Below are 13,661 nucleotides of genomic sequence, written 5' to 3' on the forward strand. Positions count from 1 at the left end.
TCAAAGTCCCCCCTCATAGTTGTACGAATAGCCGAGCTCCAGCTCGCGATGGCGAATACGCCAGCCCTCGGGCGTGCGCACGAGCGCATCCGCGTACCAGATGCCGAAGAACATCACGCGCTCGCCGCCGTCGGGCGCGCGCCACACCATGGGGTTGTGGCACATCGTGCGGGTGCGCGCCGTCCCGCCGTCGATCTCGATGTGAATATTGCCCATCATGTGCTGGCTGCGCGGAAACTGCGGCAGCGCCTGCGCGAGGAACTGCTGGGCTTCGCGCAACGTGCAGCGCGGGCCGCCTGTGGCGCGGTAATCTATCACGGCGTCTGCGGTAAAGAGGCGATCGAGCGCCGCGAAATCGCGCTGGTCGATGGCCGTGCCGTAGTCGATCATCAGATCGCCGATATCGGCACGGTCTAGCAGGTATTGCAGATCACGCGCCATGGCTCGCCTCGATATGGCGCTCGCGATAGCGCGCGAAGTCGCGTTGCAACTGCTCGACGCTCAGGCCGAACTGCGCGAGCGTGTAGTCGTGCGGCGCGCGCTTCTCGCGGCCGTTTTGCGCGAGCCACGCCTGCATGGCGGCACGCACGTGAGCGGGAAACGTCATGCCCGCGAACGCATAGACCCGTTCGACGACGCCCAGCGGATCGGCCACGGTGTCCTCGAAACGCACGTCGAGAAAGCGCTCCTCGGGCAAGCTCGCGCGCGCGTCCATGGCGTGATGCACGGCGCGCTGCATCTGTGCGCTCCATTGCCGCCCGACCTCGCGCGCATCGGGTTCGTCGGCGTAAAGTTTCCAGAGCGTATGCGCCATGCTCGCCATCGACGGAATCGTTGCCGTCGGGTCGCGATGCGTCAACACCACCTTCGCACGCGGGAACACCTTGAACAGCACTTCGAGCGTGTGCAAATGCTGCGGCGTCTTGAGCACCCAGCGCTGCGCGCCCGGCACGCCGCGCCGCGCCTTCTGCCATTGGAGGAACTGCAGCATCTTCTTCAGATACGCATAGACCTCCCAATGGTCCTGCTGCGCGAGCCATGCGGTGTAGCGCGGGACGTTCGCGTACGAATCCATGGCGCAGAGGAACGAATGCTCCATCAGCATGAATTCCTCGTCGGGCTGCATGGCGTCGAGCGGATGGATCGCGAGGATCTGCGGAATATAGTGGATCATCTGCTCCACCTCCGCGCGCGCCAGCGCGATGCGCCGAGCGCTCTCGTGCGCCGGCTCGCCGGGCAGCGGCGCGGGATAGCGCGTTTCCCACCACGCCGCCGAATGAAAGCGCGCATCGGTGGCCAGCACGCGCTGGAGCAGCGTCGTGCCAGTGCGCGGCAGGCCCACGATCACGACGGGGTCGTCGATGGGCTGCGCGAGAATCTCGGGATGGCGCTTGCAATAGTCCTCGATCACGAGCCGGTTGACGAGCTGCGCCAGCACTTTCTCGTGCAGCATGGCCTGGCCTTGCGGCGAGAGATTGGCCTGCGTCGCGAGCGAATCGAACAGCACTGTGAGCGCTTCGCGATAGCGGCCCGCGCCGAAATCAGTCAGTCCTCCTGAGCGCTCGGTCGCGGCTGCCATCAGACGGTTGATGAGTTGCGCGGTGTCCTCGTGCGACGCAATCTGATTTGCTACGGGGGTGGCGGCGTTCATGCGGTCTCCTTGAGCGTTTCGAGCTTGACCACGCGCGTGGCCGGATGCACGGGCGCCTGGGCGCCCACCCAGCGCAGGCACAGCGTGCCGGCGCGATGGCCCGCGGTTTCGAGCCAGTTCGGCACGCCCGGGTCGCGCGCGCTCAGCACGAGCGTCACGCCGCCGTCCTCGCGCAGACGCGCCGAATGCTTGTTCAGGCAGATGCGGTGATAGCGATAGTCGAGCGATTCCATCCAGTAGTTGTTGACCTGGACATTCCAGAAGTCGCATTCGGGCACGCGCGCCACGTCGATCACGAGCGCTTCGTCGTCTTCGAGTGACCAGTACGTGTGGTAGTAGAAGATGTTCGGATCGCCGCCCGCGGCCTGGCAGACCGCCTGATCGGCGGGCGGCAGCTCGTTGGCGTGGGCCTGATAGCCCTGCGCCCAGTCGGCGAAAATGCGCGAGGTCTGCTCGACGAACGCGGCGGCGCGCTGGAGGCCGTCATGCAGACGCACGGGGTCGAGCGGCGCCGGTTGGCTCGACGAGCCGATGCGTTCGATCTTCAGTTGCGCGGGCTTCTCGGCCCTGCGATCGAGGAAGGTCTGCCGCACGACGAGCGCGTTCGAGGCCGGGTCCATCGGCAGCCAGTTGCCCTCTTGACGCTGTGCGCTCAGGACGATTTCGAAGCTGCCGTCGGGCTCGACCTGCATATGATTCGCGTCGATGAAACCCGTCTGCAGCATCTTGCCGTCGGTCTCGTAGCCGCCCTTCTGCGTGCCGAAGCTCAGGTACGCCACGGTGCCGCGATGACCGCTCACACGGTACGCGTGCTTGCCGTTGAGCCGCGCGTACTGATAGAGATTGTCGGGATTGTCGGCGCCGATCTTGGCCGTCTCGTGCGATGGCGAGAAAAAGCCCGGGAAATCCGCGTCCGCGAACTCCACGTGCATTTCGAGCGCGATGCGCAAAAGTCGGCTCAGATAGCGGAACCCTTCGGCGCGCGTGAACGCGTCATGCGGCGCCTCGGGCCGCAGGATCTGTTCGCCGCTGCGCCGCAGCGTTTCGCAAAAGGCGGCCCATGTCTCGCCCGATAGCAACTGCGCTTCGCCGGTTGGCGTCGTCATGCTCTGTCTCCTCCGTTGTGCCGTGGGGAGACGATACCGAGACCGGGGTGCCGCATTCTTCGTCCAGGCGGACTAGCCAGGGTTTCCCCGCCTGGGCACCTTGGGGGCTGGACCGCGCCATCTAGCTCAAAAGGACGATGCGGCCCGCGCGAAGCCCCCTATGATCGTCGACAACGGCCACGCAAACGCTGGCCGGGACCCGCCGCAACGCCATGGAGACGATCAACGTGTCGACGGATATCGCAGCCGACTGCGAAGGCATCGCGCCCGCCAGCTTCGAAGCGGCCGGCCTCGCGCCGCGCGACGTGAGCGCGCTGCTGGCGCTCGTCTACCAGGGACCGGTGGAGGCCACGCCGTGGGCGGGATTGCTCGAATACATCCGCCAGCGGCTCGATGCGAGCTTCGTGACGCTCGTGCTGCGCAATCCCGCATCGGGGCGCGCGGGGCTGATCGTCAATGCGTCGGCCTATGGCACGCTGCTGCCGGGCGAGCCTTCCTATAGTGAGCATTACTATTCGATTTGCCCATTCACGACCGTGCCCGCGGGCCAGGCGGTGAGCGCCGACGAGTTGTTCGGCGCCGAGGCCTGGTGCGAGCACGCGTTCTATCTGCAATACCTGAAGCCGCTGGACCTGCGCTATATCCTCGTCGCCAATATCCGCACGCGCGACGCCGTCGATTGCGCATTCTTCGTGAGCCGGCGCCACGGCGCGCGCGATTACGACGCGGCGGACAAGGCGCTCGTGGCCGTGCTGCTGCCGCATCTGCAACGCGCGGTCGACCTGCATTCGACGCTTGACGTGCTCGAGTCCGAGCGCACGCTCTATGCCGGCACGATGGACCGCATGCTGGTGGGCACCGTGATACTCGACGAGCACGGCAAGTGCATGAAGAGCAATGGCGCCGCCAATCGCCTGTTTGCCGCCGCCGATAGCGTGACGCTCGTGAACGACACGCTGCGCGCGCGCTGCCGGGTGGAAGACCGCCGCCTGCAGAAGGCGGTGCAGGCAGCCATCAATCACCACCTGATTGCCGCGACCGCGTGCGTCGAGGCCACCACGCTTTCGCGGGCCTCCGGCGAGATTCCGCTCAGCGTGCTGCTGCGGCCCATTCCGCTCAACTATCGGGCCGAAGACCGCTCGCGCCGGCCGGCCGTGGCCGTTTTCATCCGCGACCCGGCCTCCTCGCCCCAGCATTCGCGCGCCATGCTGCGCTCGCTCTACCGTCTCACGCCCACCGAAACCGAGCTCGCGCTGCTGCTCGTGGACGGTCTCACGCTGGACGAAGCCGCGGAAACGCTTGGGATTGCGAAGAATACCGCGCGGGCGCACTTGCGCGGCATCTTTGGCAAGACCGGCGCCACGCGCCAGGCCGTGCTCGTGAAAACGCTGCTCAACAGCGTGGTGTCGATGGTTTGAGCGCGAGGCGCTCGCTCAGTCCACCGCCGGCCGCGTCGGCACCTTCGCGACGAACTTGCGCAAGCGGTGCGCGAGCCGGTGCGAAGGCCGCTCGACGGCGCAGTAGAACGCGTAGCTCGTTGCGACCGCAACGGTCACCGTCGCGAGCCACGCGAGCGTCTGTCCCGGCGGATAGCCGGTCTCGCCGAGAATGGCCAGCGCGAGCTTGTGGCACAGATACAGGCTGTACGACCACGCGCCGAGCGCACCGGCGTAGCGCCAGAATGCACTGCGGCCCTGGGTGGCCGTTTCCGCCGCGATCCAGCCGGCTACCGCGAACTGGAACACCGGCAGCGTGATATCCGGCCCGATGAACGGCAGGAAGGCAGGCTTGATGTGCGACGTGGACGCGAGCAGGAACGTGAACGACCCCGCGGCCACGATCGCGATGCGCGCGGCGGCCAGATGATTCGCGAGCCAGCCCGATACCGCCGCGAGACCGCGCGCGATGGCCGCCGTGAGCGCCGAGGCGCGCTGGTTCGAACCCGAGCGGCCGTCGAGGGCGGTGCGATGCATCTCGGCCACGAGGCAACCGAGCAGCCAGCCCGGCAGATAGAGGAACGCCGTGCCCGCCACGCCATAGTTTTCGTAGACGCAATGCGCGCACACGAGTTGCGTATGCGTATGCCGATACCAGACCATCACGGCGGCGGCCAGCGCCACGCCGACGATCATTTCGCCCACGTAGCGAAAGCGGCTGCGCAGCAGCGGATAGATCGTGTAATAGACGATCTCGCAGTAAAGGGACCAGAGCACCGATTCCAGCAGATTCGCCGCATTGCCAAGCGGCTGGCACAGCACGGCGACGACGGCGAGCGGCAAGCCGATGCGCACATAGCGCGACGCAAAATAATTAATGGGCCGCAGCGTGGCGTCGCGATGATAGGCGTTGTGAATGCAATAGCCGGAAATGACGAAGAAGACGATCACGGCGGCGGGCCCCGCGAACAGCAGCACGGAGCCCGACCAGAGCGCGCCGCCCACGCCCGCCAGCGGGGCAGGAAAGAACGCCTTGAACGGCGGCGGCCCGAAGTGATAGAGCATGACCCAGAGCGCCGCCATGAACCGGATCGCGTCGATCTTGAGCGATTTGGCCGACGGCGCGCGGGACGCAGGCGCTCCGGACATGATGTGCCCCTTTTGGTAGTCGATGGCATGGAGCCTACCTGCGCCGGCTGGTAAAAAAAACAGAAATAAATCGGCCGATAAAGCGTGAAATTAATCGCTCGATGCGCGGGGGCGGATGTGGAGCGCGGGAAACAATGCTTCTTATAGGAAGCACAAAGGAGGCTCAAGGCCCCTTTACGCCTCATATAAGAAGCATTTTGCGCCCCAAGCCCCTCGCTCCACCCAGGGCTTTCCCCGCCTTTAGTCCGTCCGGACGAAGAAAGCCTGGCCCCGCCGATGACACGATGTCGACGCGAGAGGCGGGTGCGCCTCTGGCCACTCTTTCCCGCCCCAAGGAGGCTCGCATGTCCAACACGCCCGACACGCAATACCTCGTCAGCTCAGTCAAGGTCGATATCGATGCGCCCGCATCATTCGTCTGGGACATCCTGATCGATCTCCCCCGCTATCCCGAGTGGAACCCGTACACCGTGAAGGTCGAATCGACCCTGCGCATGGGCGAGCCGGTCAACCTGTATCTGCCCGACCCGACGCGGCCCGGGGAACTGCTGCATGTCGTCGAGCATCTGGCCGCGTTCGACCGCCCGACGCTGCTCTCGTGGGAAATGATCGCGAGCGCCGACAACCCCGACGCGGCGCGCCGCGACCAGATCATCGAGGCGCTCGGCGACGCACGCTGCCGCTATCACTCGACCGATCTCTTCCTCGGGCCGACCGCGCCCACCGTGATGGCGCAGCACGGCGAATGGGTGCGCGAGGGATTCAGCGCCGTGGCGCGCGCCCTCAAGCAGCGCGCCGAAACGCTGTACCGCGAGGCCCGCACGCCGCAGGCGGTCTGATTCGCAGGCGGTCTGATTTCCACCCAGGCGGCACACGGCGCGCGCGGCCGGCTCGATCGCCCATGCGCCACCGATGCGCCGCCGCCCCGCCACTCCAACCCAAGAGACCCCGCATGAAAACCGCAGTCATCACCGGTAGCGCCTCGGGCATCGGCGCGGCCGTTCACCGGCAGTTCGCCGAGGCCGGCATGAACGTGATCGGCGTCGATATCGCGCGCGCCGACGTATGCGCCGACCTCTCGAACGCCGCGGGCCGCGCAGCCGCGCTCGACGCCGTGCTCGCGCGCAGCGGCGGCGCCATCGACACGCTCGTCTGCTGCGCGGGCCTCGGCCCGCAGGCCGAGCCGGCCACGCTCGTCGCGAGCGTCAACTACTTCGGCACGCTCGCGCTGCTCGACGGCCTGTTCGAGGCGCTCAAGCGCGGCAGCCAGCCGGCGGCCGTGGCGGTGTCGTCGAACTCGGCGGTGCTGCAGCCGTGGGCCGGCCATCCGCTGCACGAGGCCTTTCTCGAAGGCGACGAAGCGCGCGTGCACGCGCTCGTTGAGGCGTGCCCCGCCGATCAGGCCGGCTATGCCGCCTATGCGAGCTCCAAGCACGCTCTTGCTGTCGCGGTGCGCCGCCGCGCGGCGTCGTGGGGCCATGCGGGCGTGCGCCTGAACGCCGTCGCGCCGGGCGCGGTGCAAACGCCGCTGCTCGAAGCCGGCCTGCGCGACGCGCGCTACGGCGAAGCCATCCGCCAGTTCGTGCCGCCCGTGGGGCGCCGCGCCGAGCCCGGCGAAATCGCATCGCTGATCCACTATGTTTGCGGCGATCAGGCCGGCTTCATCCACGGCAGCGTGCTCTTTATCGACGGCGGCCACGACGCGAGCGTGCGCCCGGACGCTTTCTGATTTCACGTGATTTCAAGGAGTGCGCCATGCACGAAGCTCACGCGGCTCGATCACAGCCGCCCTCGCCTTTCTCCGCGCTGCGGCTCGGCCCGCTCACGCTGCGCAACCGCTTCATCAAGGCCGGCGCCAACGAGGGCATGACGCCCACGGGGCTGCCGACCCAGGCCCTCGTCAAGCATCATCGCGATCTGGCCGCGGGCGGCGTCGGCATGACCACGGTCGCCTACGCGGCGGTGGCGCCCGACGGCCTGACGTTCGCGCATCAAATGCATATGCACACTGGCATCGTGCCGCACTTGCGCGTGCTCACCGATGCGGTCCATCGCGAAGGCGCCGCCGCCTGCCTGCAGCTCACGCATGCGGGCTCGTTCACGATGATGCGCCACGGCGGCAGCCGCGCGCCGCTTTCGGCATCCAGCGGCCTGAACGCCTTCGGCCTGCTCTACGGCGTGTATTTTCAGCGCGCCATGAGCGAGGTCGACATGGTGCGCGTGGCCGCCGAATTCGCGCAGGCCGCGCGCCTCGCGCGCGAGAGCGGCTTCGACGCCGTGGAAATCCACATGGGCCACGGCTATCTGCTCAACCAGTTTCTCTCGCCGCTCAGCAACCGCCGCCACGACGGCTTTGGCGGCAGCGTCGAGCAGCGCAGCCGCTTTCCGTTGCACGTGCTCGCCCAGGTCAAGGACGCCGTGGGCACGCAGCTCGCGGTGGCCTGCAAGCTCAGCGTGAGCGACGGCGCGCCGGGCGGCAACGAGGCGAAAGACTCCGCCATCACGGCGCGCCTGCTCGAATCCGCGGGCGCCGACCTGCTGACCCTGAGCGGCGGGCGCAACGTGGAAAGCCCCTGGGTGCTGTTCGGCAGCCCCATGCCCACCGCGCAGATGAAGGCCGCCGCGCCGCATCTGTTTGCGCGGCTGGGCGTCAAGATGCTGGAAATGCGCACGCCGCGCAATCTCCAGTTCCGCGATAATTATTTCCTTGAGGATTCCAGAACGATACGCGCGGCCGTGCGTATGCCGCTCGCCTATGTGGGCGGCGTGCGTTCGCTCGAAGGCGTCGGGCAGTTGATGGCCGAGGGATTCGACTGCGTGGCGCTCGCCCGCGCGCTGATCCACGATCCCGCGCTCGTGGAGCACTTTCGTGACGGCACCGTTACGCGCTCCGCGTGCAATAGCTGCAATGCGTGCGTCGCGCGGATCTACGATCCGGCCGGCGTGAGCTGCGCACTCGGCCCCGGCAACGATCCCGCGCTGACGCAGCAGCTCGCCGCTAACTGAGCGACGGCTCCGGAACGGCCCCGTTCCGGCCGGATTTTAGTCTGAATTTATCGAACGGCAAATCAATGGGCAATGGTAATGCGTATCGGGTTGTTGCCCCATATTTTCAGATCAGTCCGATATTCCACTGTTTCCGTCTCCAGCCACGATAGCCCGCGCGGGCTGAATTTCATCCGCTATTGCGTCGCCGGTCGCGTTACCGGGCCGGTCGTTTTCATCTACTTCGTGGAGTATGGAAATGTCGGAGCAGCCGCTCATTGAGCTTTGGGGGCACCATGTCTGATCGACTTGTAGCAGACGGGGATCGCACGTCTACGGGTGGAGTTGTGTTCGCCTATAGTGATTTTCTTAACGAAGAAGGCAACGCATACGCACGAAAGGAGAACAAAGCGACCTGCGGCAACTGCCAAGGCGCGTGGCCGATCTATGGCACGGCTAGCGACTGGATGGACGACGGCGAACCGTATGTAAAAGACGGCGATCGCGCTCTCTGTCCTTGCGGTAAAAACTTCGTTTTTTTGCCGCCGGCTCTTCCAACGCCTTCTATTCCGGGAGCAAAGGCGACGCACCGGCCGCGCCCGCACCGAAGTCACTTACCTATAACCAGCAATACATGCTGAGGGATAGCGACGGCCACACCCTCGCAAATATTCGCTATCGAATCGTCACCGGGAAGGGGCGAGTCGTCACAGATACTACGAATGCGATTGGTGCAACAGAACGCATTGAAAAAGAAGGAACGGAAATTCTAACCCTATATACAGCAGGGGGATTCACGAATGAATGAGTTTTCCGGCGACCATAAATATGGCTTCAAAACAAATGACGATGAAGAATGGATTGAGGTTCATTCAAGCGCCGATTCAGACTCGCGCGTATCGACTGTAATCCACGAGGTCACGCACTTTTCTGACACGATGGCGACAAAGGATAATAAATATACAATTGCGTATACAATCCGAGACTGGGCACAAGCGAATTCAGACCTTGCAATGAACAATGCGGATAGTGTGGCGGGCTATATTGTCGAGGGGGACTAAATTGAAACGTATTGCATTGTTGATTTCCCTCGCACTTGCAGTTTCGCGCGCATTTGCTTGTGCGGGATCGCCAGAAATTCCGGGGCAAACAAAAGATGTTAACTTCTCGTTCAATTCGAGTGAAATTAGCAACGCGGAAATTCTATCTCTCGCGAACTGGATCGTAGACACACACAGTAAGCGTTCTGGTCTTGAGGGGGTTTCCATCGTTGGCCTGGCGGATAGTCGCGAGCATAACCCGCAACTTGTTGCCGAAGATCGCGCCCGAAACGTCAAGCAAACCTTAGATGTGATAGGCGTGCGATCGGCGACGGTTGGGCTTATAGCCCACGTCTATAAGCCAACCATGCCAAACGACAAATATGAGCCAACGGGCACTAGAGTGGAAGTAACGCTGATTCCGGGCTGTGCTGACAAATAACATACTTTGCCCTGAAGACAACACGCTTGCCGGTTCGGAACTAGCTAAGAAATTCCCGAATTCAATGCAATACACAATCACTGACCCAAAGGGCACGCCGCTATCTGAAGTCACCTATCGGGTAACGTTCCGGTCCGGAATCACAGCGCAAAGCGAAACGGACGAACAGGGACGTACCGCTCGATTTCGAACCAGGAGCCCGGAAAGGCTTCGCCTTGCTGTCAAATCGTCTAATGCATTGGTTGTAGTTGAACCAGCAACGGCGCGCTAGATGCTATGTGAGAGGGCAGCGGCAGCATACGCCACGAGGCACCGGCTCGCACCATCCAGCGCAGCGCGTTGAACATTTCACGAAGTTCGTATCGGCGTTGCGGTGCGTCCTCATTCATCAAGGTCAAGCATGGAGGGGCGAAGCTCCGTTCTTCGTCCGTCACACCAATCGGGTATGGCTTGCGTGGTGTCATCACACCAGGTTGCCAGGTCCAACTGAAAGTCCCTGCCCCCCTCTAGTCTGGTCGGACGAAGAATCCGCAGAGCCGAAACCGTTAAGTTCTCCTTCATGCAGCGACGCAGATTCCTCCACACGGACTGCGGGCCATGCATGACGAACAGGAGACTATCGATGATGACCCATCTGGAACGCCTCGAAGCCGAGAGCATCCACATCATGCGCGAGGTCGTGGCGGAGTGCGAAAAACCGGTCATGCTGTACTCGATCGGCAAGGACAGCTCCGTCATGCTGCATCTCGCCATGAAGGCCTTTTACCCCGCCAGGCCGCCCTTCGCGCTGCTGCACGTGGACACCACGTGGAAGTTCCGCGAGATGATCGCGTTTCGCGACGAGACCGCGCAGCGCCTCGGCCTCGACCTGCTGGTGCACGTGAACCCCGAAGGCGTCGAGAAGAACATCAACCCGTTCACGCACGGCTCGGCCGTGCATACCGACGTCTGGAAGACCCAGGGCCTCAAGCAGGCGCTCGACCACCATGGCTTCGACGCCGCGTTCGGCGGCGCGCGCCGCGACGAGGAGAAGTCGCGCGCGAAAGAGCGCATTTTCTCGCTGCGCTCGGAGCATCACCGCTGGGACCCGAAGATGCAGCGCCCCGAACTCTGGCGCCTCTATAACGCGCGCAAGCGCAAAGGCGAGAGCATCCGCGTCTTTCCCATCTCCAACTGGACCGAGCTCGACATCTGGCAATACATCTACCTCGAGAATATCCCCATCGTACCGCTCTATTACGCGAAGGAGCGCCCCGTGGTCGAGCGCGACGGCACGCTCATCATGGTCGACGACGAACGCCTGCCACTGCGCGAGGGCGAAATCCCGCAAATGAAGAAGGTGCGCTTTCGCACGCTGGGCTGCTACCCGCTGACCGGCGCCATCGAAAGCGAGGCCGACACGATGCCCGGCATCATCGAAGAGATGCTGCTGGCGAAGACGTCCGAGCGCCAGGGCCGGCTGATCGACAGCGACTCGGCGGGCTCGATGGAGAAAAAGAAACAGGAGGGATATTTCTGATGGCCACGCTCAACACCACGATCGCCGACGACGTCGAGCGATACCTGAGCGCGCAGCAGGAGAAGAGCCTGCTTCGCTTCATTACCTGCGGCAGCGTGGACGACGGCAAGAGCACGCTGATCGGGCGACTGCTCTACGAGTCGAAGATGCTGTTCGAAGACCAGTTGAGCCAGCTCGAAGCGGACTCGAAGAAGGTCGGCACCCAGGGCGGCAATCTCGACTTCGCGCTGCTCGTGGATGGCCTCGCGGCGGAGCGCGAGCAGGGCATCACGATCGACGTCGCGTATCGCTTCTTCGCCACGGAGAAACGCAAGTTCATCGTGGCCGACACGCCGGGTCACGAGCAATACACGCGCAACATGATCACGGGCGCCTCCACGGCGGACGTGGCCGTGATTCTCGTGGACGCGCGCAAGGGCGTGCTCACGCAAACACGCCGCCACAGCTATCTCGTCTCGCTGATCGGCATTCGCCGCATCGTGCTGGCCGTCAACAAGCTCGACATGGTCGGCTACGCGCAGGACGTGTTCGAGAGGATAACGAACGAATATCGCGCGTTCGCGGCGCAGATCGGCCTGCACGACATTGCGAGCATTCCGCTTTCGGCGCTCGCGGGCGACAACGTCACCGAGGCGAGCGCCAATACGCCGTGGTACGACGGCCCCTCGCTGATGGCGCATCTGGAGAGCGTGCCCGTGCAAGACGACGCGCGCCTCGGCCAGCCGTTCAGGCTGCCGGTGCAATGGGTGAACCGTCCACACCTGAACTTTCGCGGCTACGCGGGCAATATCTCGGCCGGCGAGATCCGCCGCGGCGAGCGCGTGCGCGTGCTGCCGTCCGGTCGCGAGAGCCTCGTGGCGTCGATCATCACCGCATCCGGAGAAGCGGACACGGCGCGTTGCGGCGAGGCGGTCACGCTTACGCTCGAAGACGAAATCGACATCAGCCGCGGCGACGTCATCGCGCGCGCCGACGCGCCGCCCGCCGTCGCCGACCAGTTCGAGGCCACGCTGGTCTGGATGAACGAGGAGCCGATGCTGCCGGGCCGCCCTTATCTGCTGAAGATCGGCACGCGCACCGTAGGCGTGACCTGTTCGCAGCCGAAATACCGCGTGAACGTGAATACGCTCGAGCACCTTGCCGCGCGCACGCTCGACATGAACGAGATCGGCGTCTGCAATCTGAACCTCGACCGCGCCGTGGCCTTCGATCCCTATGCGGAGAACCGCGACACGGGCGGCTTCATCGTGATCGACCGGCTCACCAACAACACCGTGGGCGCGGGCATGCTGCATTTCGCGTTGCGCCGCTCGCAGAACGTGCACTGGCAGGCCACGGTCATCGACGCGAACGCGCGCGCCGCGCTCAAAGGCCAGAAGCCGCGCGTGGTGTGGTTCACGGGGCTCTCGGGCGCGGGCAAGTCGACGATTGCCAACCTCGTCGAGCAAAAGCTCCATGCGCTCGGCAAGCACACGTACTTGCTCGACGGCGACAACGTGCGGCACGGCCTGAACAAGGATCTGGGCTTCTCGGAGGCCGATCGCGTCGAGAATATCCGGCGCGTGGCCGAGGTGGCGCGGCTGATGATGGATGCCGGACTCATCGCGCTCGTCTCGTTCATCTCGCCGTTCCGCGCCGAGCGCGAGATGGCGCGCGCGCTTGGCGGCCCGGACGGCTTCGTCGAGATCTTCGTCGATACGCCCATCGACGTGGCCGAGCAACGCGATCCCAAGGGGCTCTACAAGAAGGCTCGCAGTGGCGAGCTGAAGAATTTCACGGGCATCGACTCGCCCTATGAGCCGCCCGAGCAGCCCGAGATCCGCATCGACACGACCGCCGACACGCCCGAGCAAGCCGCCAGCCGGATCGTGGACTGGCTCCTGCACCGCTGAGCCGCGCGCTCGCGCCCGCATCGTCCGTTGCTTGAGGACGATGCGGGCAACGCGGTTTCCTCCGGCTCATTTCCTCCGACAAAAGCCAAGCCTGCCCGGCGCGCCTATGCACGCCGGGCAGGCTTGGCTTCGAGCGTAAGAGCGTAAATCACATGCCGCGCAGCGCGGCAATGCTCAGGCGGGACCGGTCGAGCGGCACGCAGTCCTGCGCTTGCCGGCCCTCGTCGACGGAGCGGCACGGCGTGGCGCCGGCCACATAGCTGTCCTGATCGGGGCCGCCGATCGCGTAGCACATGGCCGCGACAGCAGCGAGTGCGGCGACTCCGAACGTGCACAGCTTGCATTTCGTCAGCTTCATGGACCGTCTCCCGATTCTGGGCACCCGTGGCTTCGTGGCCGCCCTTGTCCGGCTGCGCGCCGGATAAGGGCAAATTAGCGGGC

General features: G+C 64.5%; 14 protein-coding genes and 1 pseudogene. 9 read left to right on the forward strand and 6 right to left on the reverse strand.

Features of this window, described 5'->3' with window-relative positions:
• The 3 genes from U5775_RS22625 to U5775_RS22635 all read right to left on the reverse strand — a co-directional run bounded on the left by U5775_RS22625 (position 1) and on the right by U5775_RS22635 (position 2,757).
• Positions 1-441 carry a nuclear transport factor 2 family protein gene (locus U5775_RS22625; RefSeq protein ID WP_322060327.1) on the reverse strand — a complete coding sequence of 147 codons (441 nt, stop codon included), beginning with the start codon at positions 439-441 and terminating at the stop codon, positions 1-3.
• Entirely contained in the window at positions 431-1,579 is a 1,149-nt protein-coding gene (locus tag U5775_RS22630) for a sulfotransferase (RefSeq protein WP_322060416.1), read from the reverse strand. Before U5775_RS22630 ends, U5775_RS22625 begins: the two co-directional genes overlap by 11 nt.
• Before the next feature lie 68 nt (positions 1,580-1,647).
• Positions 1,648-2,757, reverse strand: coding sequence for a DUF1214 domain-containing protein (locus U5775_RS22635; protein ID WP_322060328.1), 1,110 nt, complete (start codon positions 2,755-2,757; stop codon positions 1,648-1,650).
• Between the two features lie 260 nt (positions 2,758-3,017).
• On the opposite strand from U5775_RS22635, the gene U5775_RS22640 reads away from it, so the two are divergent.
• A complete protein-coding gene (locus U5775_RS22640; RefSeq protein ID WP_322060417.1) occupies positions 3,018-4,175 on the forward strand; it encodes a helix-turn-helix transcriptional regulator in 1,158 nt (385 codons plus the stop codon).
• A 15-nt stretch (positions 4,176-4,190) separates the two neighbouring features.
• On the opposite strand, the gene U5775_RS22645 is transcribed toward U5775_RS22640, so the two are convergent.
• Complete coding sequence (locus tag U5775_RS22645) at positions 4,191-5,342, reverse strand: acyltransferase (RefSeq protein WP_322060329.1); 1,152 nt, start codon at positions 5,340-5,342, stop codon at positions 4,191-4,193.
• Positions 5,343-5,686: 344 nt separating this feature from the next.
• Between U5775_RS22645 and U5775_RS22650 the strand changes: the two genes are divergently transcribed.
• The 6 genes from U5775_RS22650 (at position 5,687) to U5775_RS22670 (ending at position 9,809) form a co-directional block, all read left to right on the forward strand.
• Positions 5,687-6,181, forward strand: coding sequence for an SRPBCC domain-containing protein (locus U5775_RS22650; RefSeq protein ID WP_322060330.1), 495 nt, complete (start codon positions 5,687-5,689; stop codon positions 6,179-6,181).
• 113 nt (positions 6,182-6,294) lie between these two features.
• A complete protein-coding gene (locus U5775_RS22655; protein WP_322060331.1) occupies positions 6,295-7,071 on the forward strand; it encodes an SDR family oxidoreductase in 777 nt (258 codons plus the stop codon).
• Positions 7,072-7,097: 26 nt separating this feature from the next.
• Entirely contained in the window at positions 7,098-8,348 is a 1,251-nt protein-coding gene (locus U5775_RS22660) for an NADH:flavin oxidoreductase (protein WP_322060332.1), read from the forward strand.
• Positions 8,349-8,623: 275 nt separating this feature from the next.
• A complete protein-coding gene (locus U5775_RS39495) occupies positions 8,624-8,968 on the forward strand; it encodes a PAAR domain-containing protein (protein ID WP_415913632.1) in 345 nt (114 codons plus the stop codon).
• Positions 8,969-9,127: 159 nt separating this feature from the next.
• Positions 9,128-9,388 (forward strand): M35 family metallo-endopeptidase, encoded by a 261-nt coding sequence (locus U5775_RS22665; RefSeq protein WP_322060333.1) that lies wholly within the window; start codon positions 9,128-9,130, stop codon positions 9,386-9,388.
• Position 9,389: 1 nt separating this feature from the next.
• A complete protein-coding gene (locus tag U5775_RS22670; protein ID WP_322060334.1) occupies positions 9,390-9,809 on the forward strand; it encodes a hypothetical protein in 420 nt (139 codons plus the stop codon).
• A gap of 290 nt (positions 9,810-10,099) precedes the next feature.
• Here U5775_RS22670 and U5775_RS22675 read toward each other — a convergent pair.
• Positions 10,100-10,273, reverse strand: a pseudogene (locus tag U5775_RS22675) (transposase); the annotation flags it as partial.
• 158 nt (positions 10,274-10,431) lie between these two features.
• On the opposite strand from U5775_RS22675, the gene cysD reads away from it, so the two are divergent.
• Together cysD and cysN are read left to right on the forward strand one after the other, a co-directional pair.
• Positions 10,432-11,328 (forward strand): sulfate adenylyltransferase subunit CysD, encoded by an 897-nt coding sequence (cysD, locus tag U5775_RS22680; RefSeq protein WP_322060335.1) that lies wholly within the window; start codon positions 10,432-10,434, stop codon positions 11,326-11,328.
• Positions 11,328-13,220, forward strand: coding sequence for a sulfate adenylyltransferase subunit CysN (gene cysN / locus U5775_RS22685; RefSeq protein WP_322060336.1), 1,893 nt, complete (start codon positions 11,328-11,330; stop codon positions 13,218-13,220). Before cysD ends, cysN begins: the two co-directional genes overlap by 1 nt.
• A gap of 148 nt (positions 13,221-13,368) precedes the next feature.
• On the opposite strand, the gene U5775_RS22690 is transcribed toward cysN, so the two are convergent.
• Positions 13,369-13,578 (reverse strand): hypothetical protein, encoded by a 210-nt coding sequence (locus U5775_RS22690; protein WP_322060337.1) that lies wholly within the window; start codon positions 13,576-13,578, stop codon positions 13,369-13,371.
• Positions 13,579-13,661 lie beyond the last annotated feature (83 nt).

It is taken from the genome of Paraburkholderia sp. J63, from assembly GCF_905220245.1.
In the GTDB taxonomy this organism is placed as follows: Bacteria; Pseudomonadota; Gammaproteobacteria; order Burkholderiales; family Burkholderiaceae; genus Paraburkholderia.

Excerpts from the sequence above, each read along its gene's own strand:
- U5775_RS22650 (WP_322060330.1), top strand. The coding sequence starts at position 5,687 with ATGTCCAACACGCCCGACACGCAATACCTCGTCAGCTCAGTCAAGGTC.
- U5775_RS22635 (WP_322060328.1), bottom strand. The coding sequence starts at position 2,757 with ATGACGACGCCAACCGGCGAAGCGCAGTTGCTATCGGGCGAGACATGG.
- U5775_RS22660 (WP_322060332.1), top strand. The coding sequence starts at position 7,098 with ATGCACGAAGCTCACGCGGCTCGATCACAGCCGCCCTCGCCTTTCTCC.
- U5775_RS22645 (WP_322060329.1), bottom strand. The coding sequence starts at position 5,342 with ATGTCCGGAGCGCCTGCGTCCCGCGCGCCGTCGGCCAAATCGCTCAAG.
- U5775_RS22690 (WP_322060337.1), bottom strand. The coding sequence starts at position 13,578 with ATGAAGCTGACGAAATGCAAGCTGTGCACGTTCGGAGTCGCCGCACTC.
- cysN (WP_322060336.1), top strand. The coding sequence starts at position 11,328 with ATGGCCACGCTCAACACCACGATCGCCGACGACGTCGAGCGATACCTG.
- U5775_RS39495 (WP_415913632.1), top strand. The coding sequence starts at position 8,624 with ATGTCTGATCGACTTGTAGCAGACGGGGATCGCACGTCTACGGGTGGA.
- U5775_RS22625 (WP_322060327.1), bottom strand. The coding sequence starts at position 441 with ATGGCGCGTGATCTGCAATACCTGCTAGACCGTGCCGATATCGGCGAT.
- U5775_RS22630 (WP_322060416.1), bottom strand. The coding sequence starts at position 1,579 with ATGGCAGCCGCGACCGAGCGCTCAGGAGGACTGACTGATTTCGGCGCG.
- cysD (WP_322060335.1), top strand. The coding sequence starts at position 10,432 with ATGATGACCCATCTGGAACGCCTCGAAGCCGAGAGCATCCACATCATG.
- U5775_RS22665 (WP_322060333.1), top strand. The coding sequence starts at position 9,128 with ATGAATGAGTTTTCCGGCGACCATAAATATGGCTTCAAAACAAATGAC.
- U5775_RS22655 (WP_322060331.1), top strand. The coding sequence starts at position 6,295 with ATGAAAACCGCAGTCATCACCGGTAGCGCCTCGGGCATCGGCGCGGCC.